Annotated in this window: 18 protein-coding genes and 1 pseudogene; 10 read left to right on the top strand and 9 right to left on the bottom strand. The window is 38.4% G+C overall.

Annotated features, from left to right (window positions below):
• Window positions 1-106 precede the first annotated feature (106 nt).
• The 3 genes from EGS47_RS03950 to EGS47_RS03940 form a co-directional block, all read right to left on the bottom strand.
• Window positions 107-574 carry a BLUF domain-containing protein gene (locus EGS47_RS03950; protein ID WP_005002881.1) on the bottom strand — a complete coding sequence of 156 codons (468 nt, stop codon included), beginning with the start codon at window positions 572-574 and terminating at the stop codon, window positions 107-109.
• 474 nt (window positions 575-1,048) lie between these two features.
• A complete protein-coding gene (locus tag EGS47_RS03945; RefSeq protein ID WP_004990931.1) occupies window positions 1,049-1,309 on the bottom strand; it encodes a hypothetical protein in 261 nt (86 codons plus the stop codon).
• Between the two features lie 609 nt (window positions 1,310-1,918).
• Entirely contained in the window at window positions 1,919-2,392 is a 474-nt protein-coding gene (locus EGS47_RS03940; protein ID WP_005002882.1) for a pyridoxamine 5'-phosphate oxidase family protein, read from the bottom strand.
• Window positions 2,393-2,825: 433 nt separating this feature from the next.
• Between EGS47_RS03940 and otsB the strand changes: the two genes are divergently transcribed.
• Together otsB and EGS47_RS03930 are read left to right on the top strand one after the other, a co-directional pair.
• Window positions 2,826-3,671, top strand: coding sequence for a trehalose-phosphatase (otsB, locus tag EGS47_RS03935; RefSeq protein WP_005002884.1), 846 nt, complete (start codon window positions 2,826-2,828; stop codon window positions 3,669-3,671).
• The gene (locus EGS47_RS03930) at window positions 3,664-5,112 is read left to right on the top strand and encodes a trehalose-6-phosphate synthase (protein ID WP_005002886.1); all 1,449 of its coding nucleotides are present in this window, start codon (window positions 3,664-3,666) and stop codon (window positions 5,110-5,112) included. Before otsB ends, EGS47_RS03930 begins: the two co-directional genes overlap by 8 nt.
• Before the next feature lie 101 nt (window positions 5,113-5,213).
• Here EGS47_RS03930 and EGS47_RS03925 read toward each other — a convergent pair whose 3' ends face one another.
• From EGS47_RS03925 to EGS47_RS03900, 6 genes are all read right to left on the bottom strand, one after another.
• Window positions 5,214-6,422 (bottom strand): MFS transporter, encoded by a 1,209-nt coding sequence (locus EGS47_RS03925; RefSeq protein ID WP_005002887.1) that lies wholly within the window; start codon window positions 6,420-6,422, stop codon window positions 5,214-5,216.
• A 388-nt stretch (window positions 6,423-6,810) separates the two neighbouring features.
• Complete coding sequence (locus EGS47_RS03920) at window positions 6,811-7,077, bottom strand: hypothetical protein (protein ID WP_004990919.1); 267 nt, start codon at window positions 7,075-7,077, stop codon at window positions 6,811-6,813.
• 558 nt (window positions 7,078-7,635) lie between these two features.
• Window positions 7,636-8,907, bottom strand: coding sequence for a Glu/Leu/Phe/Val family dehydrogenase (locus EGS47_RS03915; RefSeq protein WP_005002888.1), 1,272 nt, complete (start codon window positions 8,905-8,907; stop codon window positions 7,636-7,638).
• Between the two features lie 10 nt (window positions 8,908-8,917).
• Window positions 8,918-10,231 (bottom strand): cation:dicarboxylate symporter family transporter, encoded by a 1,314-nt coding sequence (locus EGS47_RS03910; protein WP_227613797.1) that lies wholly within the window; start codon window positions 10,229-10,231, stop codon window positions 8,918-8,920.
• A 138-nt stretch (window positions 10,232-10,369) separates the two neighbouring features.
• Window positions 10,370-11,581 (bottom strand): pyridoxal phosphate-dependent aminotransferase, encoded by a 1,212-nt coding sequence (locus EGS47_RS03905; RefSeq protein WP_005002893.1) that lies wholly within the window; start codon window positions 11,579-11,581, stop codon window positions 10,370-10,372.
• The gene (locus tag EGS47_RS03900) at window positions 11,581-12,243 is read right to left on the bottom strand and encodes an RraA family protein (RefSeq protein WP_119686298.1); all 663 of its coding nucleotides are present in this window, start codon (window positions 12,241-12,243) and stop codon (window positions 11,581-11,583) included. Before EGS47_RS03900 ends, EGS47_RS03905 begins: the two co-directional genes overlap by 1 nt.
• Before the next feature lie 256 nt (window positions 12,244-12,499).
• Here EGS47_RS03900 and EGS47_RS03895 point away from each other — a divergent pair, with 256 nt between their 5' ends.
• The 8 genes and pseudogenes from EGS47_RS03895 to EGS47_RS03860 all read left to right on the top strand — a co-directional run bounded on the left by EGS47_RS03895 (window position 12,500) and on the right by EGS47_RS03860 (window position 23,610).
• Entirely contained in the window at window positions 12,500-13,405 is a 906-nt protein-coding gene (locus EGS47_RS03895; protein ID WP_004990907.1) for a LysR family transcriptional regulator, read from the top strand.
• A 616-nt stretch (window positions 13,406-14,021) separates the two neighbouring features.
• On the top strand, window positions 14,022-15,806 hold the full coding sequence (locus tag EGS47_RS03890) for an IucA/IucC family protein (protein ID WP_005002898.1): 1,785 nt from the start codon (window positions 14,022-14,024) through the stop codon (window positions 15,804-15,806).
• Window positions 15,799-17,100: pseudogene (locus EGS47_RS03885) on the top strand (lysine N(6)-hydroxylase/L-ornithine N(5)-oxygenase family protein); the annotation flags it as partial. The gene EGS47_RS03890 and the pseudogene EGS47_RS03885, both read left to right, overlap by 8 nt.
• A gap of 173 nt (window positions 17,101-17,273) precedes the next feature.
• Window positions 17,274-19,097 carry an IucA/IucC family protein gene (locus EGS47_RS03880; protein WP_005002904.1) on the top strand — a complete coding sequence of 608 codons (1,824 nt, stop codon included), beginning with the start codon at window positions 17,274-17,276 and terminating at the stop codon, window positions 19,095-19,097.
• A 13-nt stretch (window positions 19,098-19,110) separates the two neighbouring features.
• Complete coding sequence (locus EGS47_RS03875; RefSeq protein WP_004990898.1) at window positions 19,111-19,746, top strand: GNAT family N-acetyltransferase; 636 nt, start codon at window positions 19,111-19,113, stop codon at window positions 19,744-19,746.
• On the top strand, window positions 19,743-20,132 hold the full coding sequence (locus EGS47_RS03870; protein ID WP_005002905.1) for a hypothetical protein: 390 nt from the start codon (window positions 19,743-19,745) through the stop codon (window positions 20,130-20,132). Before EGS47_RS03875 ends, EGS47_RS03870 begins: the two co-directional genes overlap by 4 nt.
• Complete coding sequence (locus tag EGS47_RS03865; protein WP_005002907.1) at window positions 20,111-21,358, top strand: MFS transporter; 1,248 nt, start codon at window positions 20,111-20,113, stop codon at window positions 21,356-21,358. Before EGS47_RS03870 ends, EGS47_RS03865 begins: the two co-directional genes overlap by 22 nt.
• An 8-nt stretch (window positions 21,359-21,366) precedes the next feature.
• Window positions 21,367-23,610, top strand: coding sequence for a TonB-dependent receptor (locus EGS47_RS03860; RefSeq protein ID WP_005002908.1), 2,244 nt, complete (start codon window positions 21,367-21,369; stop codon window positions 23,608-23,610).
• The last annotated feature ends 121 nt before the right edge of the window (window positions 23,611-23,731 follow it).

Here is a 23,731-nt window from a genome sequence, read left to right as displayed (position 1 = left end):
ATTCATATAGGCAAAATAGACTTCTTTCATCATTGTTTGAAGCCCTTTATTTTTCTTTCATAGGAAGAAATAAAGGGGATTTATGAAATAAGTCTAATAGATAATACTAAATATATTTATTTACACCACGATTATTCATACCGACTCGTTGCTTAATTTTGGCTTGATCAGCATCATAAAGATGATTTAAAAAAACAGGAAGTGTTTTGTCATCAAGTGCAGATGGAGAAAACATTTTAAAGTTCATTTTCTTAAAAAATTTATTAATCTCTGAATTACGTTGCACATATTTCATTGACCAATCTTTAAACTTGGTTTCCTCAATCTCCATAATTTCAAATGAAATAATTTCACAATGGCGTTCATCTTTACAGATATTGGCAAATAATGCTTCGACGATCTCTTTTTCACCTTGCAAGCATTGAAAAAAAGAGCCATCAGCATAGTAAAGCACGCCGCAAATATCATGACGACTATTAAAATCACGAGCTATGGTCAAAATATCATTCAGATCTTGTAACAGATCTTCTGATTGTAGATTGCGAGTACTCGCATAACATAACTGAATTTTCATAATTGCACATTCCTTAAATAACTTACGTCACATTTCAACTAAAAATGAGCAATAAAGAGTCAATAAAATTTATATCTTATTAATAAATAGAGATTAAATTTAGAGGAGTGGGAGTGACGTATCTCATAGTAGTCTGTTTTTCACAAATTGGCGAATTATTGAAATTAACTATAATTTAATAATTTGATTTAATTAATTAAATTAACTAAATAATATTTTTGGGTAATTTGTTATAATTCAAATAATTAATGAGATATATCAATTAAATTAAAATAAATGATAAAAATAAATTTCTTTAAAATATTAATTCATATCTTATTGATAAATATATCAAAAATTAAAATGATTGATTAATAAATGAACATTTGTAAGCTATGGATTACACTGTTGTAAGCTATGGATTAAAAAATGATGCATGACTAACGATCTAAATCTATAGAAAAATGTCGGTGAACTGATTTGTTTTTTCTTTGACTAAGAGAACTTTGGCTTTTTAGTTTTTAAGATTTTGATGACTTTGAATCGTTTTCCCTGAAGAGAAATCGTTTCACTGACTTTAGCGTGATTAAGCTGTTCCCATGATTCAAATGGAAAAAATTCATAGCTTTCAGCATAAACCCATAACCAATGATGAGTATTCATAAGGGTTTGAGTATTGAAAGTGACATCTTTCACACGAATGATTTGATGTTGATTTTTATCTTCATCTTGAAGAATGATGCGATGATTCTCCATAGATGATGCTCCCTAGAGAATTATTTAGATGATTTGTAGCTGGTATTAATTAATATTAACAAATCTCGGGCTATAAAAATGGATGCTCTGTATAGTTATAGTTTTAAAATTTGTGGAAATTTTACAAAGCTGATGCATATCATCATGCACAGATTGAATGACCATCATTATAATATTGTGATCTAATTCATTTTTAGTTTGAAGTGTTCTTGGTTTTTAATAAGGAATGATTTTTTTTATAATTGTTTAAATTCTCTTTATTTTTCTCCTATACGAAGAAATAAAAAGGGATGAATGAAAAAGTTCTCATGTAAGACTAAAGAAAAAACTGCTAAATATTAGAAAATACATAGAGTGATTATTATAATAGGAATTGGTTGAATTTAAATTTTTATTAAGAGACGATGTTTGAGTTTAAAATAAAAATTATAATAGTTTGTTTTGAGTTATACATGAAGCAAGAATGCTCCATGTATAACTCAAACAGTTCATTGAATCATGATTTCCATCTTTGATGGATGATCTGGATGTTCATCATGACGACTAGTTGCTTGAGATGTATCGATACCATTAATAATGATAGTCATACAGAAATTGCAATACGTTGTTTTAAAGTCTCACAGTATCGCTGGTTCCTAATTCTTGCTTTTCTCCTGAAATTGCAGCTTTAGTTAATTTATATAAAGTTGCAATCGTTCCTGCACTTTCCCAATACTGAGCTCCATGCGCATTTACCTGAATTAATTGTACGTCGGGATCCTGTTTTCCATTTTCAAAGAAAGCCTCATAAGCAGGAGACCAGAGTTCATCTAAAATGCTTTGATCATCAACAAGGTTTGCTGTGCCATGAATAGAAACATAATGGTTTGAAGAGGTGACATAGGCAAGGTTTACTTGAGAATCTGTCTGAAGGCTTTGACATAATTCAGATTTCTTGGAACCAATGAACCATACTTGACCATTAAATTCGCGATTTTGGGTGGTCATAGGTGCCGCGTGTAAATGTCCTTCAGTATTGCTAAAGGTGAAGATGACCGTTCTTATATTTTTAATGAGATCATTAATTTTTTCGTAGTCCGTCATTTAAAAATTCTCTTTATCAAATAAGTGAGTGGTTAGCATGCCTATATTGGGGGGCGTATAAAAACATCACTCTTGTTTCAAATGTTTAGTTTTTATGATCAGACTATGTGGATCATGTAAGCTAAGTAGGATTGTGTATCTAGTTCTTAAGATAAAGGCACTTTAACATATTGATTTCTTTTTTGAGTTTATAGACTTTATGACATATTTAAATCTTTTAACCTTTGTAAAATAATGAAAATAAAAAAATTATTCGGCTTTTTTTTTAATAAGAAATTTATTCAGTCTATGTAACAAATCATGAGTTTGTATCATTCAAATCAACTTAAGTAAATCCTAAGCGGATTGTTGAGGTGTTTAAGTAATTTTGCTTTATTTTTGATCGTTTTTAACTCAATCTAATTAAAAGCATTCACATTATAACGATGAACACATGAACATAAATATTCAAAATGAAAATAGCATATTAGCCCCTTCACATTATGATCGCTGTGAGGATGTGGTAAATGATATTTTTTCTCAAAATAAATCAATGGCATTATTTTTAGATATTGATGGAACTTTAGCAGAGTTTCAAATCGATCCATCAAGTTGTTTTATTTCAAAAGACATACTGGATTTAATCCAACATATTCAACAGCATCTTACTGTAGCTGCGATCACAGGTCGAGATTTATCATCTGCCAAGCACATGTTTGGAGCAATTGATCTACCTATTGCAGCCTTGCATGGTTTGTTGATTTATCTCAATGATCAAAATCAATTTTCTAAGCATTCTCAAAGTGAATTGTTTCAAGCGCTTGAGACTATTTTAAATAAGGATATTCAACGTTATCCAGAATTAATTATTGAAAATAAACAACATGCGATCGCGCTACATTATCGAAAATGCCCTGAACTACAACAGATTGCTAGTCTGATCATGCAGCGCCTACAACATCAACATGACCAGCTTCGATTGATCAAAGGCAAATATGTCTATGAATTAGTTTGGAATGATATTGATAAAGGTCAAGCCATCACAGAAATCTCGCACTTACTCAATCTGCAAAATCATTTAGCTATTTTCATTGGCGATGATCGAACCGATGAAGATGGTTTTAGCTACGTCAATCAAATGAAAGGCGTAACCATCAAGGTGGGTGAGGGTACAACAAATGCGACATATCGATTTAAAAATATTGATCAGGTCAATTTCTTTTTAAGGGTTTTTTTAGAACGACTACGTGATACCGCCATTCCTGAACATTTAGAAAAATATGGAGAAGAACATGTCTAGGCTTATTATATTATCGAATCGTGTCAGTTTACCTCAATCTGAAAAATGTGTAGCAGGCGGCTTAGCCGTCGCTATGCAGGATGCTTTGAGTAAAGTCGGCGGTATATGGGTAGGCTGGAATGGCGAGAAAGTTGAACAACAGACCAATCAACGCTTTGATATTTTATACAAATCAAAAATTACCTATATCACCTGTCCGCTCACCCAGAAACAATATCAGGATTATTACTGTGGTTTTGCTAATAATAGCTTGTGGCCAATGATGCATGACCGCGCTGATTTGATTGATTATCAATATGATGAATATCAAACCTATCAACAAGTGAATGCTTTATTTGCCAAAAAAATAAGTGAATTTGCCGCGCCAGATGACTTGATTTGGGTGCAAGACTATCATTTCTTAAGTGTTGCACGTCATTGTCGTGAATTGGGCATGCAAAATAAAATCGGTTTCTTTTTACATATTCCATTTCCAGCGCTTGAACTGTGGAAAAAGTTACCCGTTGCCAATACGCTACTTCAGGATATCTGCCATTATAATTTAGTTGGATTACAGACCCAGCAAGATCAAAAGAATTGTCTACAGGTATGTACGCAATTATTGCAAGCACAAAAAATTCAAAAAAATAGTTTAAGTCTGAATCAGCGCTTGGTTTCGATTCAACATTATCCGATTGGGGTCGATGTTAAAGGGATCCAAAAATCGGTTGCAGATTTAGCAAATGCTCGCTCAGAGCTACAGACTAAGCACTTGGCGATGAAAACCATTATTGGAGTAGATCGTATTGACTACTCTAAAGGCTTATTCGAGAGGTTTAATAGTTTTGCTCACTACTTAGAGCAACATCCTGAACGGCGTGGGCAGATTCAACATTTACAAATCGCATGTCCTTGTCGCCTTGATGTCGCCACCTATAAACGTCTATTTGAACGATTTAAATTAAAAATGGATATTATCAACAACGAATTTAAGCGAGAGGACTGGTATCCGATTGTATGTAGTTATGAATCAAAAGCACACAATCAACTGATGCAGTTTTATCGTGATGCAGATATCTGCTGGATTAGTTCACTTAAAGATGGAATGAATTTGGTCGCAAAAGAATATATTGCTGCACAAGATCCACAAAATCCGGGCGTGTTGATTTTATCAAAATTTGCTGGAGCGGCAGAACAAATGACCGATGCTCTGGTTGTTGATCCAACAGACCGTGAAGCCATGTCGACCGCACTGGAAACAGCACTCAATATGCCATTGGCAGAGCGAAAAAGTCGCTACCAGAAACTAATTCATGGACTAAGCATTTATGATATCAATGACTGGTGTCAAGATTTTCTAAATGACCTTGAATGTACTCAATACTTACATAATTTTGAGTATGAAAATATCCTTTCTTCGGTTTTGTTTTATCCTGACGCGTCATCGTCATATCGGATCTAAACAATAAATAATATCAACATTCGAACTGAGATTTATCACAACGCTTAGAGTAAAAATAAAGTCTTTGTGCTAACAACCAAAGACTTTATTATTGATACAAACTATTTTTGAGCCTTGATTTGACTAAAGTGATTCAGTGCCAGAATTGATAGAATTAAACCCGCCAGACATGCAAAGACTAATTGAAGACCTATATATTCTCCAATAATGCCAATCAGGGCAGGTCCAGTTAATGATCCTGTATAGGCAATGGTCGATACACATGATAAAGCAGCCGCTTTTTGCATGCTATTTTGTCGTCCAACGCGTGAAAACATCACAGGTACAATATTGGCCGAACCTAAGCCGAGTAAAGCATAGCCAATCAGAACAAATATCCATTGCGGTGCCAGTATGATACTCATCAATCCGACAAATGCACAAATCACACTATACTGAATCAGCTTGGATTCACCCAATAGCTGAAGTGCTTGTTGACCCATTAAACGGCCCGCAGTCATGGCGATAGCAAAACAGGTATAACCCAGTCCTGCATAAGCAGCATTCAGACCAAAATTATGCGTCAGATAAATGCCGCTCCAGTCCATCGCTGAACCTTCAGATAAAAAGCTAATAAAGCAAATCATCCCGATAATCAGGATTAAAAGGCTCGGGCGTTTTTTTGTGTTGCTGACTGATAAATCTTCGTGAGACTTTTCATTGAGTGGAGTCTCTTTTGGTATAACTGCTAATGCATAAGGAACACTTACGAAGCTCATCGCGACCAGAACCAGACCAATCATAAAAACACTGATCACAGGTGAAACGCCGATTGCCAACAAAACTGTCATGCTCATGACGCCAAGCAAGCCGCCTAAACTGCACATGCCATGAAAACCTGACATCATGGGTTTATCCGAATTCTTTTCTACAAAAACCGCTTGGAAATTGACCGTTACACCCAAGCTACCTGCCGCAGTTCCGAAAAAGAATAAAATTACCGCCATACTTAGCGCGGTACTACCCAATGCTAAAGCAGGTAATGATAGTAAGAGCATCAGCAGGGCAGCACTGATCAGCACTTTACAGCCTATACGATAAATTAATAGGCCAGTGATGGGCATAGCCAAAATCGCGCCTAAACCACTACATAGCAGTAATAGACCAAAGTCTGCGTGATTTAAATGCAAACGCTGTTGTGCAAATGGAATCAAAGGAGCCCAAGCTGCTGTTGCAAAACCGAGTGAAAAGAAAGCAAGACGTGTTGAAAGACGTTGAGCTACAAGTTGAATTTGAGCATCAGCGCGTGCTGCTCTGGAAAAAAAGATCATGCTAAAGCCGCCAATCTAAGACCCGATATTATCCCTTCCAGATAAGCCATCCATGTAAAAACCCTCACTTAAGTCATAGAAAATTTCTACAACCAAGCGAGGGTTTATTTGGCGAAATTATACACAATTTTATATAAATAGCATTAGTTTTTTTAAAATTAATATTTATAAAAATCAGTAACTTAAATTTTATTTTGTTAAGTTTTTGAAAATATTTAAGAAACTTTTTTGAGTCATCCTGAAATCAACAAAATGATCTTAAAATCCTTTTGGTTGCTTATGTGAAAAGTGACTTTAAATCAAATAGATAAAAAATTAAACAGCTTATATATAGACTTGATCAGAACATTGCATGATACAGTATCGAAAGCGGACTCAAACTGGAGAGTTAGATTCGTGCTAAAACCCAGTCAATGAAACGCTGCTTATCATTATAATCGGGCGCATCGTGAATCGAGACGATCAGAGGAAAACCAAAGTTTCCAATAATTCGATGTGGTTTTTCATATTCAAACGCAACATCATTTTCTTCATGTATTTCTCTAAAAAAATCGATAATTTTTTCACATTGGGCTTTTTTAGAGAAATTTGGTCGTTCTTTTATAAAATCATAAATTTGATTTAGAACCTCATCTGTATTTCTATTGCGAAACATAGTCTATCTCCCAGCATGATATTTTCTCATGTTTATGCGTGATAAAACATTGAGATGAACAACGATAACAAGAAGTTTAAAATGGATAAGCTGACAAAAAAATAAGATATTTCTTACAGCAAATGTAGGAAAACTCTTACATTTGATTAAAAAATAATCACATCCAATGATGCTTAAAATTTTTAGAAATAGTTTAATTTAGCGCTAGATGCTTAAGCCTCTTTTAGATCACTTAAATAAATAGCCACTATCATCTAAGTCATGCTGCCAAAGGATAAGATGACATTGACCGTTTTATTTCATAATTTTATCTAGCCGTTATTTAGATCAGTGCAGATAGGGAGATGAGTTGAGTCCTAATCTTTGCGCAATCAAAATAATCAAAGAAAGCCGAATAGACTTTAGCTATAACTCGGACTTTATTTTTATTTAAATGTTATTGTATTTATTAGATATTTCATTAAAAATTCAGTTCTTAGATCATCTCGATAAGATTGAAGAAAGCATCTTTAATGGTTATAGAGATGCTTCCAAGCTTTAAAATGGTCTACAAATTGCCTAGATAATTAAACCCCGATCACGACGCGCCAGTAAAATTCGCTCACAGGCAACGATATACGCGGCTGTTCGAAGTGAACAATTGGCATGTTGTGCACGATCCCAGACATCATGAATGGCTTTACGCATAATTACGTCCATACGATGATTAATTTCATCTTCCGTCCAGAAGTAACTGGCTAAATCCTGTACCCATTCAAAATAACTGACAGTCACACCGCCCGCATTACAAATGACATCTGGAACAATCACAATGCCACGTTCATTGAGTACGTCATCTGCGGCCGGATCGGTGGGGCCATTGGCACCTTCTAAAATCAGCTTGGTTTGAAGTTTCTGTGCGATTTCTTTGCTAATCACACCTTCGAGTGCAGCAGGGATAAAGATGTCGGCTTCAATATTCCAGAGTTCATTTTTGTCGATATCATGAACCATATCAAAGCCTTTAATGGCGCCTTGTTGTTTCTGATAAGCCAATAAATCTGGAATGTTAATGCCTTCAGGATGATATAGTGTTGCGGTGTGATCCTGTACCGCAATCACTTTTGCGCCAGACTCATGGAACAGTAAGGCTGCTTCAGCGCCAACATTACCAAAGCCCTGTACGCAGACCGTTGCATGCGCAATGTCTAAACCAATTTTTTGTGCGGCTTCCAGTCCTGTGACAAATACACCACGCCCAGTGGCTTTGGAACGACCAAGTGAACCACCCAAATGTACTGGTTTACCTGTCACCACCCCAGTCACAGTAGAGCCTGCATTCATGGAATAAGTATCCATCATCCATGCCATCACTTGGGGTGTCGTACCCACATCTGGCGCAGGAATATCTTTTTGTGGTCCAATAATTAAATTGATTTCCGTAGTATAGCGACGTGTTAAACGCTCTAACTCATTTTTAGACAACGTCGTCGGATCAACTCGAACGCCACCTTTAGCACCGCCAAAGGGTAAATTTAACGCTGCGCATTTAATAGTCATCCAGCCTGCCAGCGCCATCACTTCGTTCAGATTCACATCAGGATGAAAACGAACCCCGCCTTTACCCGGACCACGAGTAATACTGTGTTGAACACGAAAACCTTCAAAATGACGAACCGTACCATCATCCATTTTGACTGGAATATTCACGATCAATGAACGCTTTGGACGACGTAAATGATCCAGATTTTCTTTGAGATCGCCCAGATATGGCTCTACACGATCCAGTTGTTCCAGAAAGTTGAGCCAAGCTTGACCTTCGTTTTCATCAACATAAGATAAATTTTGCATGGGGATTACCTCAAGATTCCGAAGTAGGCTGAGCAACAGAAGGATTTGAATGTTTCATGCTGAGTAACGCTTGTTGATGACGCTCTTCGCTGAATTTTCCTTCCCATTTAGAAATTACTAACGGTGCTAGCGTGTTACCCAAGACATTTAGAGCTGTATTAGGCATATCCATCAGACGATAAACCCCTGCGATAAAGGCAATACCTTCGAGTGGAATCCCTGCACTGGATAACGTTGCCGATAAAATCACAAACATAAAACCCGGTACGCCTGCTGCACCTTTAGAGGTAATGACCATCGTCACCACCAGCATGATCTGATCTGCAAGCGACAAATGGATGCCATAAATCTGGGCAATAAACAGCGTTCCCAAACCAAGGAAGAGTGATGCACCGTCGAGATTAAATGAATAACCCGTTGGAACCACAAAGCTTGAAATACCGCGGTCAGAACCAAAACGTTCAGTCTTTTGGATCACTTGCGGCAATACCGTGGTCGAACTTGCACTTGAAAAGGCCAGCACCAGTTCCGCTTTCATAAAGCGAATCAGCTGGAAAATATTGATTCCGATGAATCGGGCAATCAGACCAAAGACAATGACAACAAATAAAATTGCAGTGACATAAGTTGTGCCAATCAATTTAAGCAGAGGCAACATGGATTCCATGCCGAAATTGGTCACGGTGACTGCGATCATGCCAAAGATACCAATTGGAGAATACGCCATAATCATGTGTGTCACTTTGAACATGGCTTCTGACACAGAAGAGAAGAAAGAAACCACAATGTCTTTTTTCTCGTGAGGTAAAGACGCGACGCCTAAACCAAACATCACAGCAAAGAAAATTACAGGAAGCAAGCTACCTTTTGCCATGGCATCGACAATATTGTCTGGGATGATATTTAAAATAACATGACCTAGACCATGCTTGGTTTCGGTGGTCGGTAAAGTATTCACATGCGCAGCAACCATCGATGAAAGGTCAGCACCTGCACCCGGTTTTACGACATTTCCAACCACTAGACCAATGATAATGGCTGTCGTGGTCACACACAGGAAATAAAAAATAGTTTTAGCACCCATGCGTCCCATGGATTTGCCATCGGAATGCCCCGCAATACCCACGACCAGACATGAAAAGACGATCGGGATCACGATCATTTTCATCAGTTTAATGAAAATATCACCCATCGGTTGGAAGACTTGTTCGATTAACCATTTATTATCGGAAGGATGAGTATTGAGGTAAAAACCCACTAAAATACCCAAGACCAAACCGATCATGATTTGCCAGACTAATGAAATTTTTGGTTTCTTGTTCATCATTCACCCCAAAAGGAGTAGGGGTGAGAGCATAAAGTGTTGCGCTGTCATCCGTGACGGCCTCTCCATACCTGCATCGGCTCGATTAGTTTGACATCGTGGTTATGCTCTCAACATCGTTAATAATAAAGAATACGATTAAGCGAGTTTTGCAACCGCATTCTTGATCCGTTGACATCCTTCTTCAATCACTTCGATTGAGCTTGCAAAAGAAAGACGAATAAATGGGGACATGCCATAAGCCTGACCACTGACCGTTGCAACACCGCCTTCGCGCAGTAAATATTCAACGACATCGGCATCCGACTGGATCACTTGCCCTTGAGGTGTGGTTTTACCAATCAGACCTGCAACATGGGCAAAGACATAAAATGCACCTTGCGGCGGTTCAAAATCAAAACCAGAAATTTGTTGAAGCAAATCGACCACACGCTGACGACGTGTTTTATAGATTTCCAGCATGTCATAAATGGGCTGTTGATCACCCACAAATGCAGCTACTGCGGCAGCTTGGCTGACCGAGCTTGGGCAAGTCGTAGTTTGTGAGATCAGTTTGGTCATGGCTTTGATTAACCATTCTGGCCCAGCGGCGTAACCTATACGCCAGCCTGTCATGGCATAACCTTTTGAAGCACCATTAATAATCAAAATACGATCTTTTAAATCAGGTGCGATCTGAGCCAGTGAAATATGCTGATGGTCGTCATAAACGAAAAATTCATAAATTTCATCTAGCATAATCAGGACATGAGGATGCTTTCTCAGCAGTTCTGCTAAAGCTTCAAGTTCCTGTTTTGAATACACTGCACCTGTTGGGTTGTTTGGATAATTCAACACCACCCAACGGGTTTTTTCGGTAATGGCTGGTGCTAGATCTTTGGCTGTAAGCTTAAAACCATTATCCTGACGCCCTTCAATCACCACGGGCGTCGCGTCATTCAAGGTAGCCAAATCAGGATAAGATACCCAATATGGTGCATGAATAATCACTTCATCCTGTACATCTAGCGTTGCTGCAAAAGCATGAAAAATAAGTGGCTTACCACCACTACCACATACGATCTCATTAATGCTGTAATCAAGCTGATTATCGCGTTTCAGTTTTTGGCTGATTGCCTGACGTACTGCGACTGTACCTGCTGCATTGGTATAGTGGGTATCACCTTTGCGCATCGCTTCAATCGCTGCTTGCATAATGTGCTCAGGCGTATCGAAATCAGGCTCACCAATGGTGAAGTTAATAATATCTTTACCTTCTGCGCGTAATTTATTGACCAGATCATTGGCAGCAATACTTGGTGATGGTTTGATCATCTGCAAGCGCTGAGAAATAAAATTCATGGCATTCATCAGAGGTATCCCTTTTCATGAAGTAGATCCATATACCACGATTGATTCTCAACACCAGACGCGATCATTTCTTTGACTTTATTTTCCTTGTCTGCATGTTTGGCGGCTAAGGCAAGTAATTCATCTTTGTGTGCATAAGGGAAAGACACCACACCATCTTCATCACCGACAATGATGTCACCGGGATTAACGATTTGACCACCGACAATAACAGGCACATTAATTTCACCTGGACCTGTCTTAAATGGGCCGCGATGAGTAATCGAACGGGCATAACATGGTGTATTTTCAAAACTGGCAACATCACGAATTGCGCCGTCAATCACAAAACCAACACAGCCACGACGGATGCAGTCTAATTTGATCAGTTCGCCAATAATCGCGTTATTTTCATCGCCTTGAGCATCAATCACCAAAACATGACCGTCTTGCAACATGGTCATGGCTTTGTATACCAATAGGTTATCTCCGCCACGGACTTTTACGGTGAGCGCAGTTCCGATCAGTTTTCCTGTTTTATTAAAACGTTGTAGACCATGAATACCGACATTACGGTTCATGTTGTCGCTGAGATGAGGCGTCACGACATCAACAAATTGTTGACGTTCTTGCTGAGTCAGTGGCGTTGCTGCGGGGTGAATCATACTGCCGGGTAATGACATGGTGGTATCCTCTAATTCTCAAAATCCATTGAAGATGATTTTTCCTCTTGAGCTGATACTAGCAATGCTTAAACAATATTTTTAGCGATATTTATCTATATTTTTAAAACACTTTTTTTCATGTTTTATTTTTTTAAATATTTTTTTATAAATAAAAACAGTGTCTTATTGATATTAAAACTTGTCCATTAAGTTCTGGCTATTTGCTATCCGTGATTAAAGGATTTATGTTGATCTCATCCAGAAGGAAATCAATATGATCACGTTTAAACAAATGGAAGCACTGACTTGGATTTGTAAGTTAGGTGGTTTTGAAGCGGCAGCAGATAAATTGCACATGTCACAGTCGGCGATTTCAAAACGTATCCATGAGCTTGAAAGCTCATTTGATATCGAAATTTTTGACCGAAGTAATCGTAATGCCAAACTCACTGAACAGGGTAGGGAGCTTCTGATTTATTGTCAGGAAATTTTGGAACGCCGTGATGTCATGCTCGAAAAAGTCAGCGATAAAAAAGTGTTGATCAGTCGTTTACGTTTAGGGGTGACTGAATTAACTGCAATGACCTGGCTACCAGATTTTATTGAAAAGATCCGACAAATTTATCCACGAGTACATATTGAGCCGACCGTTGAAGTCAGTCGGGTCTTATTTGAAAATATTATTAATGACCAGCTCGATATTATTATTGCGCCTGATATGTATGATGATGTTCGATTAAAATCACTTCCCCTTAAAAGCGTAGAAAATGTCTGGATGTGTTCACCCAAACTCATTCCAAAAAATAAAAATATTGATTTTGAACAAGCCAGCCGTGAGAAATTTTCATTTTTTGTTCAAGGCGCAACTTCAGGTACGGGCTTGATTTATGAGCGTTATTTTTTATCGCAAAAAATTACTTTAAATAAAAATATTATTTGTAATAGTTTAATGGCGCAATTAGGTCTGACCATTTCAGGAATGGGCATTACTTATTTGCCATTAAAGCCGTTAGAACATTTAATTAATAGCGACAAATTAAGAATCTTAAATTTCACGCCAAGATTACCCCTCATTAAATACAGTGCAATTTATCGTTCTGACCGTGATTCAGGAATTGTTCCAGAGATTGCAGAAATTGCGGTAAAAACCTGTCATTTTGACAAGTTTTTAATTGGATAGCTTTCATGATTCATTATGAATGTTCTAAAACTTGACTAACCCATAGGCTTAAATTGAATGATCGGATGAGCAATTGGTGCAGAAAAACTATAATTTTTGCCGTGATCGATCTGTGTACATCGAATAAATCTAGCCAAGAGCAGAACTGATTATGGTTTTTATATTTTTATAGGTTTTTAAAGGCTTCGAATCTAAGCTATCAATAAATACCAACCACTCATATTCACTCAAACCCCGTGAGTGTAATGAATTTTATGGAAATATATGAAGAACTTAATCACGCTTCTAATTTTTTCAAAAAATTTAATCCCTTGTTTTTGTATGGAATTTTAATCAAGAATCCCAATCCCGAGTCAAAATTTAATAGTTTTATATCATGAGAAATGTCAAATAATTGGTTACTCATAAAATTAATAATAGATAAAAATATCAAATGCTTATGTGAAATTTACCAAATTATAATAAAAATTCAATAAATTGCAAATGTAAATGTTAATTATTATCATTATTTTGTTTTTACTGCCTTTAAGCAGTGTGTTGTTTAAGAAAAATCAAAAGCTAATGTCAGTGATTCGTCAAAAATCACTTACTTTACTCTATCTTAGAGGATCTTCCGATGAAAGAGCTTGCCAATCGTTTGGCGATGCAACATCTCGTCAATGCTTATACGCAGGAAACTGGTAAAGGGCATTTACTCGAAAACTTTCAACAAAACTCTCCCCAACAAGTGTTTAGCCAAGGCTTGACCTTACTTGTAATTCCAGTTGAAAGCTTAAATGCTCAAGTACTGGTTGCTTTATCGTATGTGAGTCGAGTGGGTCGACATCGTCTGGCCGCACTGCCAAAGTTATGGATCAATCATCAATTTCGTGATTTAAGTATGGTGGCGATTGCCACCATTTTATTGGAAGAATTAATTTGTAATGAAACCAATAAATTAGATGCGGCATCACTCATTGAGCGATGGATACAAAGTCGTGATGCCTTGCAGCAGTTTTTAAACCATCGATCACAGAACTTAGATGCTTTAATTGATGCAGAACAAAATTTTATCGAGTCTGAACAAGCTTTGTTGTTGGGACACAGTATGCATCCAGCACCGAAAAGCCGTACAGGTTTTATTCATGAAGATTGGCATAAATTTTCGCCTGAATATCAAGGGAAAACGCCACTTCATTTCTGGTTGGTTCATCCAGATTCGATTGCCGAAGGGAGTGCAGAAGGGCAACTCATTTCTAATCAGCTTAAAGATTATTTGAAATGGCACATGTCTGAAGCGGATGGACGTCTTTTAGAAAACTACCCGCATTATAAATTATTGCCTTTACATCCATGGCAAGCCCGTTATTTGCAAAGTAAGAAATGGTATGGTCAGCTGAAGCAAAAAACGAGATTGATTGATCTTGGCTTACAAGGGGTCGATTTTTATCCAACCACTTCCGTGCGAACACTGGCCAGTTTTTCATCGCCGTGGATGCTTAAACCCTCATTGTCAGTGATGATTACCAATTCAATTCGGATCAATCTGGCTAAAGAATGTCATCGGGGGGAATTGACACATCGGTTATGGCATAGCGTTTTAGGCAAACAAATTCTCAAAAATTGTCCCACCCTTAAAGCGGTGAATGATCCTGCATGGATTGCACTGAGACTGGATGATGAAATCATTAATGAAAGTATTTGTATTTTTAGAGAGCAGCCTTTTAACCGCAATGATCAGATTACCTGTATCGCCTCGTTGTGTCAGGATCATCCCACTAAACCACTGAATCGTTTTAATGCTTTATTTGACAAAATCAGTCAGCAGCATCCGTCATTTACCCATCAACAAATTGCAATGAACTGGTTTCATGACTTTTTAGAAATTAGCCTAAAACCATTGATGTATCTCTACCATGAATATGGCATGGCTTTTGAGTCGCATCAGCAAAATGTTTTGGTGGAACTTGAAAACTTTAAGCCCAAAAATATCTGGTTACGTGATAATCAGGGATTTTATTATATCGAGGAATTGGCCGAGAAAGTTCTTCACCAGTTTCCCGAACTCAATGAAAAAGCGCATGCAGTTGGACCACAAAGCTTTGTGGATGAGCGTTTCAGTTATTATTTCTTTGGCAATACCTTGTTTGGGTTGATGAATGCGATTGCTGCGACGGGCTATGTGTCTGAAGACGATTTACTCGAATATCTGCAAAAAACCTTAATCGCATTATTAGCGCAATATCCGCAAAGTTCATTGTTAAAAGGTTTGTTGTACAAAGACAGCCTGCCTTATAAGGGCAATTTGCTGACTCGGTTGCATGAACTGGATGAGTTGATTGCACCTGTTGAGCATCAATCTGTGTATGTTGAACTACCGAATCCACTGATGATCAAACAAGAGGATTTACTCTATGCTTGATTTTATTGGTATTGGTTTAGGCCCTTTTAATTTAAGTTTAGCCAGTTTGCTGCAAGACAAAACCAAGCTGAACTATTTATTTTTTGAGCAAAAAGATCAGTTTGACTGGCATGCAGGTATGCAACTACCTAACACCATGCTGCAAGTGCCGTTCATGGCAGATTTGGTGTCGATGGTTGATCCTACCAGTCCTTATAGCTTTTTAAATTATTTAAAACATCAGCAACGGCTATATAAATTTTATTTTCTTGAACAGTCGCATATTCCAAGACGAGAATATAATCAATATTGCCAGTGGGTTGCGGCGCAACTCGATCACATTCAATATCAGTCTAAAGTCGTGGGCATTGAAGCCTTAGCTTCTGGTTTTCAGGTGACTGTTGAACAACATGGTGTTAAGCAGCATTATCGCTGTAAACAACTCGTGATTGGCACGGGTCATGTTCCTCACTTACCCGCTTGCTTATCAGCTATTGCAGAAATTCGTCCTGAACAATGCTTACACTCAGCGCACTATCTGTTTAAAAATAAAGCTGATTTAAATGGAAATGTCGTCGTTTTAGGATCTGGACAGTCTGCGGCTGAAGTATTTCTGGATTTATTTGAGCTGCAAAATAATCGGCCAGATCAAAATATTGAATTGCATTGGTTTACCCGTTCCAGTGGTTTTTTCCCGATGGAATATGCACCGCTCGGTCTGGAGCATTTTAGTCCAGATTATCTGCAACATTTTTATCAACTTGATGAAAAAGTGAAGAGCAGTCAATTGGCTCAACAAGCCTTGCTTTATAAAGGCATTAGTGCCAAAACCATTCGTGAGATTTATCACAGACTCTATCAGCGCAGCATTTCTGGACAGCCTTTTGCGACTCATTTGCATAATAGTTGCGAGTTAATCGATGCGACATCTTTAACAAATGGACAAATCCGTTTGCATTTTGTGCATAAGACCACGCAACAGGCGTTTTACTTAGATGCTGATCATGTGATTGCAGCTACTGGTTATCGAACACCCCAGTTAAGTTTTATGGAAAAAATCTCGTCGCTGATTGAGCGAGATTCGAAACATCGCTGGAAGATTACTCAGGATTATCAGCTTGTACATTCAGGCTGCGGAAACATTTTTGTTCAAAATCAGGAAATGCATAGTCATGGTGTGGGTACGCCAGACTTAGGGTTGGGCGCTTATCGTTCGGCAGTGATTGCCAATCAACTGGCTCAGCAGACTCTGTATGAGTTAGGCGATCAGCCGCAAACGTTCCAACATTTCGATTTGAGTCAAAATCCAAATATTCAATTTACCCATTCTGTCACAAACATGGTTGAGACTTGTCAGGACCAATCAGATCACAGCGGAGTGGAGGTGAGTCAATATCGTCGTCCCACAAATCATCTGCTGCATCTTCAAAGAAATAAATCCAAGCTGAAACAAGTCTTGTCCCATGTTTTTCAGTACGAGAAATCCCTATGAGTTTTGCACAGTTACAAATTAACCAGCAGCAATGGAGAGCAGCTGGACAGCGTTTAATTGAAATGGCGATTGCTGAATTTTTATATGAAGAAATTATAGAAGTTCAGGCATTAGGCAATGGATTGTATCAATTACAGTTGGCAGACCGAACTTATCAATTTAATGGTTATCGCTATTTATTAGGTCACTGGAATATTCAGTCAGGCTCTGTTCGTGATTTAACTCAGCTCAATCATCAAGCAGCATGGAATTTACATGAGTTTATCGTTGCAGCAGCGCAAGCGACTCAGGTTAAGCCATTTACGCAAGCTTATCTGATCAAGGAAATGAACAATACTTGGTTGGCAGAAGCACACCTTTTTGATGAAAAACGCTTAAATAGTGAAGCCGTTTTAACGGAATCGCATCATCGAATTGAAGGAATGTTACGTGGACATCCGTGGCTCATCATGAGTAAAGGCCGTATGGGCTTTGGCTATGATGACTATCTCAATGCCGCGCCTGAATTGTCACCTGAAGTGAAAGTATTATGGTTAGCGGTACATCGTGATCTGGCCAATTATCGTTTTAGCTCAAACTGGAGTGCAGCAGAACTTTATCAGTATGAATTTGATGCTAAAGAGCTACAACACTTTGCGCAAAAACTATCTGAAAAGGGTTTGAGTGTCGAAGATTATTACCTCATTCCTGTACATGCATGGCAATGGCATCAATGGTTAGTGGCAACTTATGCCAATGAAATTGTCGATCAAAAAATCGTTGAACTGGATATCAGCTTCGACAGTTTTGTACCGATGCAATCGATTAGAACCCTATGTAATATTTCTAACCCGAAACGGCATTATATCAAGCTTCCCGTCAGTATTTTTAACACCGCTGTTTATCGAGGCTTACCTTCAAAACGAAATTTGGCTGCACCTGCTTTGACAGGTTGGCTTAAAAGTATTTTGGCCAACGATGCAGACTTACAAGCAAGTGGAGTGGTGTTTTTAGGAGAAGTTGCGACTTTAACCATTCATCAGCCATGTTTCGATCGTATAGATGGCGTGCCATATCAATTTAAAGAATTGTTCGGCTGTTTATGGCGTGAAAGTGTTGATCCGTATATTTCTTCCGATCAGCAAGTATTGTCACAAGCCGCATTATTGCACCGCGATTTATCTGGCCGTTCCGTCCTTCAGACTTTAATCGAAGCATCTCAGTTAAAGCCGCTAGACTGGTTGTCGCAGTTCGCAAAGGTGTGTTTGACGCCGCTTCTGATCTGTCTTTATCGTTATGGATTGGCATTTTCACCACATGGCGAAAATACCATGTTGGTACATGAAAATGGTGTTCCCAAAGCTTTAGTTCTTAAAGATTTTATTGATGATGTGAATTTGGTTGATGAAGATTTCCCTGAGCTTAATGCTTTACCTGAAGAAGGGAATATTTTATTACGTCACAGTGCATTAGAGCTGAGCCATTTTATCTTTACTGGCTTATTCATGGTGCATTACCGCTATATCTGTAATGTGTTTTTAGAGGATTTTTCAGAATATAGCGAGCTGGATTTCTGGCAAACCATCCAAAACAGTATTCTGGATTTGCATCAATCACATCCAGAATTATCAGAAAGAATTGAAAAGTTCGCCATGCTGCGTCCTGAGTTCGAAAAAATTTGTCTTAATCGGGTGCGCTTATTTACCACAAGTTATAACGATGAAGTAGAACGTCCTGTTCCTGTTTTTCTTGATCCTATTCCAAATCCTGTCAGTGAAAAAACATTAGCAGACTGGAAGCGTCAGCTCCAAACCGAATCTAAAGACATTCAAATTGCCTAGTGATGAGATAAAAATGAATACGATTTCAAGTCAGCTTCCCGATTATTATGAATATTTTGAAGAAGGCACTCAATATTATTTGCGTCAGGTGCAATATCCACAGGATATAGCCCTACTACATAAATGGATGCACGAACCGCATGTGATTCCACAATGGCAACTCAATAAAACTGAATTAGAGCTACAGGTTTATTTTGACAAAATGCTGGCTGATGATCATCAACGCTTATTAATTGTTGGCATTGATGGGCAAGATGTCGGTTATACCGAAATTTATGAAGGCAAGCGTGATCGTTTGGGGCGCTATTATGACGGTCACGAGCATGATCTGGGTTGGCATTTGCTGTTTGGTGAAAAATCAGCTTTTGGTAAAGGATATTTACGTCCGACCATTCGATTATTAAGTTTTTATATTTTTGAACATGCGCAATCGATCAAGATCGTGGGTGAACCTGATCATACCGTTAAACCCTATGCGGCGGTTGTAGAAGAACTATGCTATGAAGCGCAGCGCTTGATTCCAATGGCTGAAAAAACAGCAATGCTGTATTACTGCTATCGCGATAAATTTTATAACAAATTTGAAGATGATCTGATTCGCTCGCAATCAGTTAAGAAACAAAATCTAGCGGCAGAATATAGCTCATGAGCTTAAGTAGTCATTATATCCAGATCCTTGATATGCAGTTTTCAGGTCAGGTGTCGAGTCAGGAATTTGAAGATTGGCTGTCGCAGATACAGGTTTTTCTGGATCAGGGACGTGCTTTTGTCCTCATTATGCAAACCTTACCACAGACTGAATTTCCCGAGGATTATCGGGAAATTCAGTCACGTTGGTACAAAAGCTATAAGTCACTTTTTTTCCAATATTGTTTGGGATTGGCTCGTATTGCACAGGATGAAGATGATCGTATTCGTCTGGATACACCAGCTTTACAGCAGGCTTGGCGAGTGCCTTATTTTGTAAGTTTATCTAAAACAGATGCACTGGATTGGGCCGTGCAGAGGTCATTATGCAAGACGCAAATCACATGACAAACCAAAAACAAATCACAGCAGTCTCGGCATTGGGACTGGGCGTAATTGTCATTTTATATCTAGCGCATGCTTTACCATTGTATTTTTACAATGTGGCATTGCCTGCCATTTTGCGACATCAAGGGGTTGATCTACGCTGGATTGGCATGTTGTCACTGCTCTATATTCCATGGGCTTTTAAATTTTTCTGGGCACCCGTACTGGATCGGTTTTATCTGAAAAAACTGGGAAAACGCAAAACATGGTTGTTGTTTACGCAACTGGCATTAGTTGCAGGAGTGATCATGCTCGCGATGACTCAGTTTAATTATGGGATATGGATCTTTGTAATCATTGGTTTGTGGATTTCTACTTTTGCTGCCACACAGGACATTGCGATAGATGGCTATACCGTCGAGACATTAGCTGAGTCTGAGTATCGTTTGGGCAGTATGGCACAAAGTATCGGCGTGGCTTTAGGCAGTATGATTGGGGGTGCTGCAACCTTATGGCTCTATCAACATTATGGCTGGAAAGTTGCCTTGTTGACTTTGGCGGTATTAACCGCACTCACCATGTTGGCTATATCGCAAATTAAAGAACGTCCACAGCAGACGACATTCAAACAACCGCCAAGTTTAAGAAATGCCTTTAAACGCCCAGAAATTCGTTGGGCTTTGCTACTGATCCTATGTTATCGCTTTGTTGAAGCACCTGCCATGGCCATGCTCAATCCTATGCTGATAGATCAGCAATGGTCTTTGACTGAAATCGGGGTGTTGATGTCGGTGTTCGGCGCATTAGTCGGATTGTTGGCAGCAGTCACGGCCGCTTTTTTACTGAAAAAATTGGCAGCAACCCAACTTTTGATCTGGGCGGGTTGGTTAAGAACTTTTGTCTATGCCGTCATTGGCATCGCTATTTTACTCAGTTGGTTTGACGTCTGGCACGGCTTATTGGGTTTATTTGTGATTGTCATTTTGGCGATTCGTTATATCGCCATGACGGCTCTCTATGCGTATTTCATGCAGAACAGTTCAAAACAACAGGCGGGTACTGACTTTACCATTCTGGTGTGTTTTGAGTTGCTGGTTTATTTCTTAGGAGGTGCTTTTTCTGGCTTTTTAGCCAAAGGATTGGGGTATGGCAATTTTTATATCGTGCTTGCCATTGCTTCAGTTTTAAGTGTCATTTTGTCTCAGATGATTGTTAGAAAATCAAAAACGAACCCCACTCTTATTTAGGGATTATCATGAAACATCGTTCATTTGCTACATCTATTACTGTATTAAGTCTTGCTGTAAGCGGTCAGCTTTATGCTGATACACAAGTATCGGGGGATACACAGCAGTCTGTACAGACCACCAAACAGTTAGCACCAATCGTCACCACTGCGACACGTTCAGCACAAAGTATTGCTGAAATCGCGGGGACAGTGCAATCGATTGATCAGGCTCAAATTCAGCAACAAGCCGCCGCGGGTCGGAAAATTGCCGATATTTTGGCTCAATTGATTCCTTCACTTAGCCCAAGTAGTGGCACGACCAGTAACTATGGTCAAACCATGCGTGGACGCCAAGTATTAGTCATGGTAGATGGCGTAGCTTTAACCGGCTCAAGAGATGTATCGCGTCAGCTAAATAGCATTAGCCCAAGTTCCATCGAAAAGATTGAGGTTGTTTCTGGAGCTTCGAGTATTTATGGTTCTGGAGCGACAGGCGGTATTATTAATATTATTACTAAACAGGCTGCAAAAGATGGGCTAAATTTTGAAACAAAGCTGGGTGTGACTTCAGGCAATAATTTTAATCACGATGCATTGGCATATGAAGCATACCAATCTGTCGCTTTTAAACAGGATGATCTGAGTGGATTTTTAGGTGCTGGCTATACGCAACGCGGTGAGATTCAGGACAGTCATGGTGACAGAATTGGGCCTGAAATTGCACAGACTGATCGACAAGATACCAAAACTGTTGATGTAAATGGACGATTAAGTTGGCAAATGACCAATAATCAGAAGTTAAGTTTTGGTACACAGTATTATGAAGATAAGCAAGACTCTGATTATGGTCCAGATTATGGTCCAAATTATGCTGTATTGAGAGGGGCGCAACCGAGCTTAAAAGCAATCAAAGGTCTTGAATTAGATGATCAACCATTCACAAAGCGTTATTCGGTCAATGCGCAATATCAAAATACAGACTTTCTAGGTCAAGAACTGAATATTGAAACGTACTATCGTAATGAAAAAGCACGATTTTTCCCTGCATTATTAACTAATTTTATTCCGTATAACTATTATTTGGCATATCAGTCTGAATCAGATATTGATGTTGCAGGTATTCGAGCGGCAGTAACCTCAAAGTTCAATGTTGCGAATCGTAATCTAGGTTTAACTTATGGTATAGATTATGACCATGAAAAGGATAAGCAAACTGCTGATCTTTATAGTTTTAGTAATAACGGTTTAAAATATACTAGCACTGGGCGCAGTTATGATTTTGGTCCAGAGGCTACTATTAAAAATCTTGGTGCATTTATTCAAAGTAATTATGAAGTAAGCAATGCTTTGAATCTTCAAGCAGGGATTCGTTATCAACGTATTGATAGTGATACTGAATCATTTAAACCTACAGTTGTTGCGATTCAAGGTGATTTACTTGGTCAACCAGTTGCTTCTGTAGCAGCGGGTTCTGTTGATCATGATAAGACCCTGTTTAATTTGGGAGCAGTATATAAATTCAATGATCAACAACAAGTTTTTGCTAACTTCTCACAAGGTTTTAGTTTGCCAGATATTCAACGTGTTTTACGTGATGTCTCAGCAAGTTATGTTGTTCGTTCAGGGAATGTTGATCCAATTACCGTTAATAGCTATGAGTTAGGTTGGCGTTTACAAGGAGAGGATGGCCTAAATCTGGGTCTAACTGGTTTTTATAATACTTCAGATAAAGTTGTTCAATTTAATACTGATCGTACTGTAACGGTTGCAGACACTGACCAACGCATTTATGGTGCTGAAGCAAATATTACTGTTCCAGTGGTTGAACAATTTACTGTAGGTGGAACATTGAGCTATACCCGTGGTCAATATAAAGACTCAAGTAATGAATGGCGTGAGTTAAATGCATTACAGATTTCACCAGTTAAGGGAACAGTCTTTGGTGAATGGAATGATGGTAATGGTAATAGTCTTCGCGTACAGACTCTCGCAATCAAGGGATCTAATAAAGCCTATAACGATTCACTAGAAGCAACTTATAATGCAAATGTTCGCCCAAATACAGCAACTAAAATTAAAGGTTATGCTGTTATGGATGTGATCGCAAATGCTAAAGTTGGACCTGGTACTTTGAGCTTTGGTGTCTATAATGTCTGGAATACAGATTACAAAACGGTGTATAGCCAAGCCGTTGTACCTGTTTATGGGGCGATTTCAAGTCTACCTGCTCAAGGTCGTACTTACGGTCTGAGTTATAGCGTTAAATATTAAAAGATTTTAAGACATTAAAATCTAATGTCTTAAGTTTTAATGAAAAATCGAGTTGAGTCATTCACTCGATTTTTTATATGTATAAGGTGCTGATCATAACAAGGATCGTAAATTGATTGAG

This window comes from Acinetobacter sp. FDAARGOS_515 (assembly GCF_003938865.1).
Taxonomy (GTDB): domain Bacteria; phylum Pseudomonadota; class Gammaproteobacteria; order Pseudomonadales; family Moraxellaceae; genus Acinetobacter; species Acinetobacter ursingii.
This window is presented reverse-complemented; position numbering and strand designations above follow the sequence as displayed.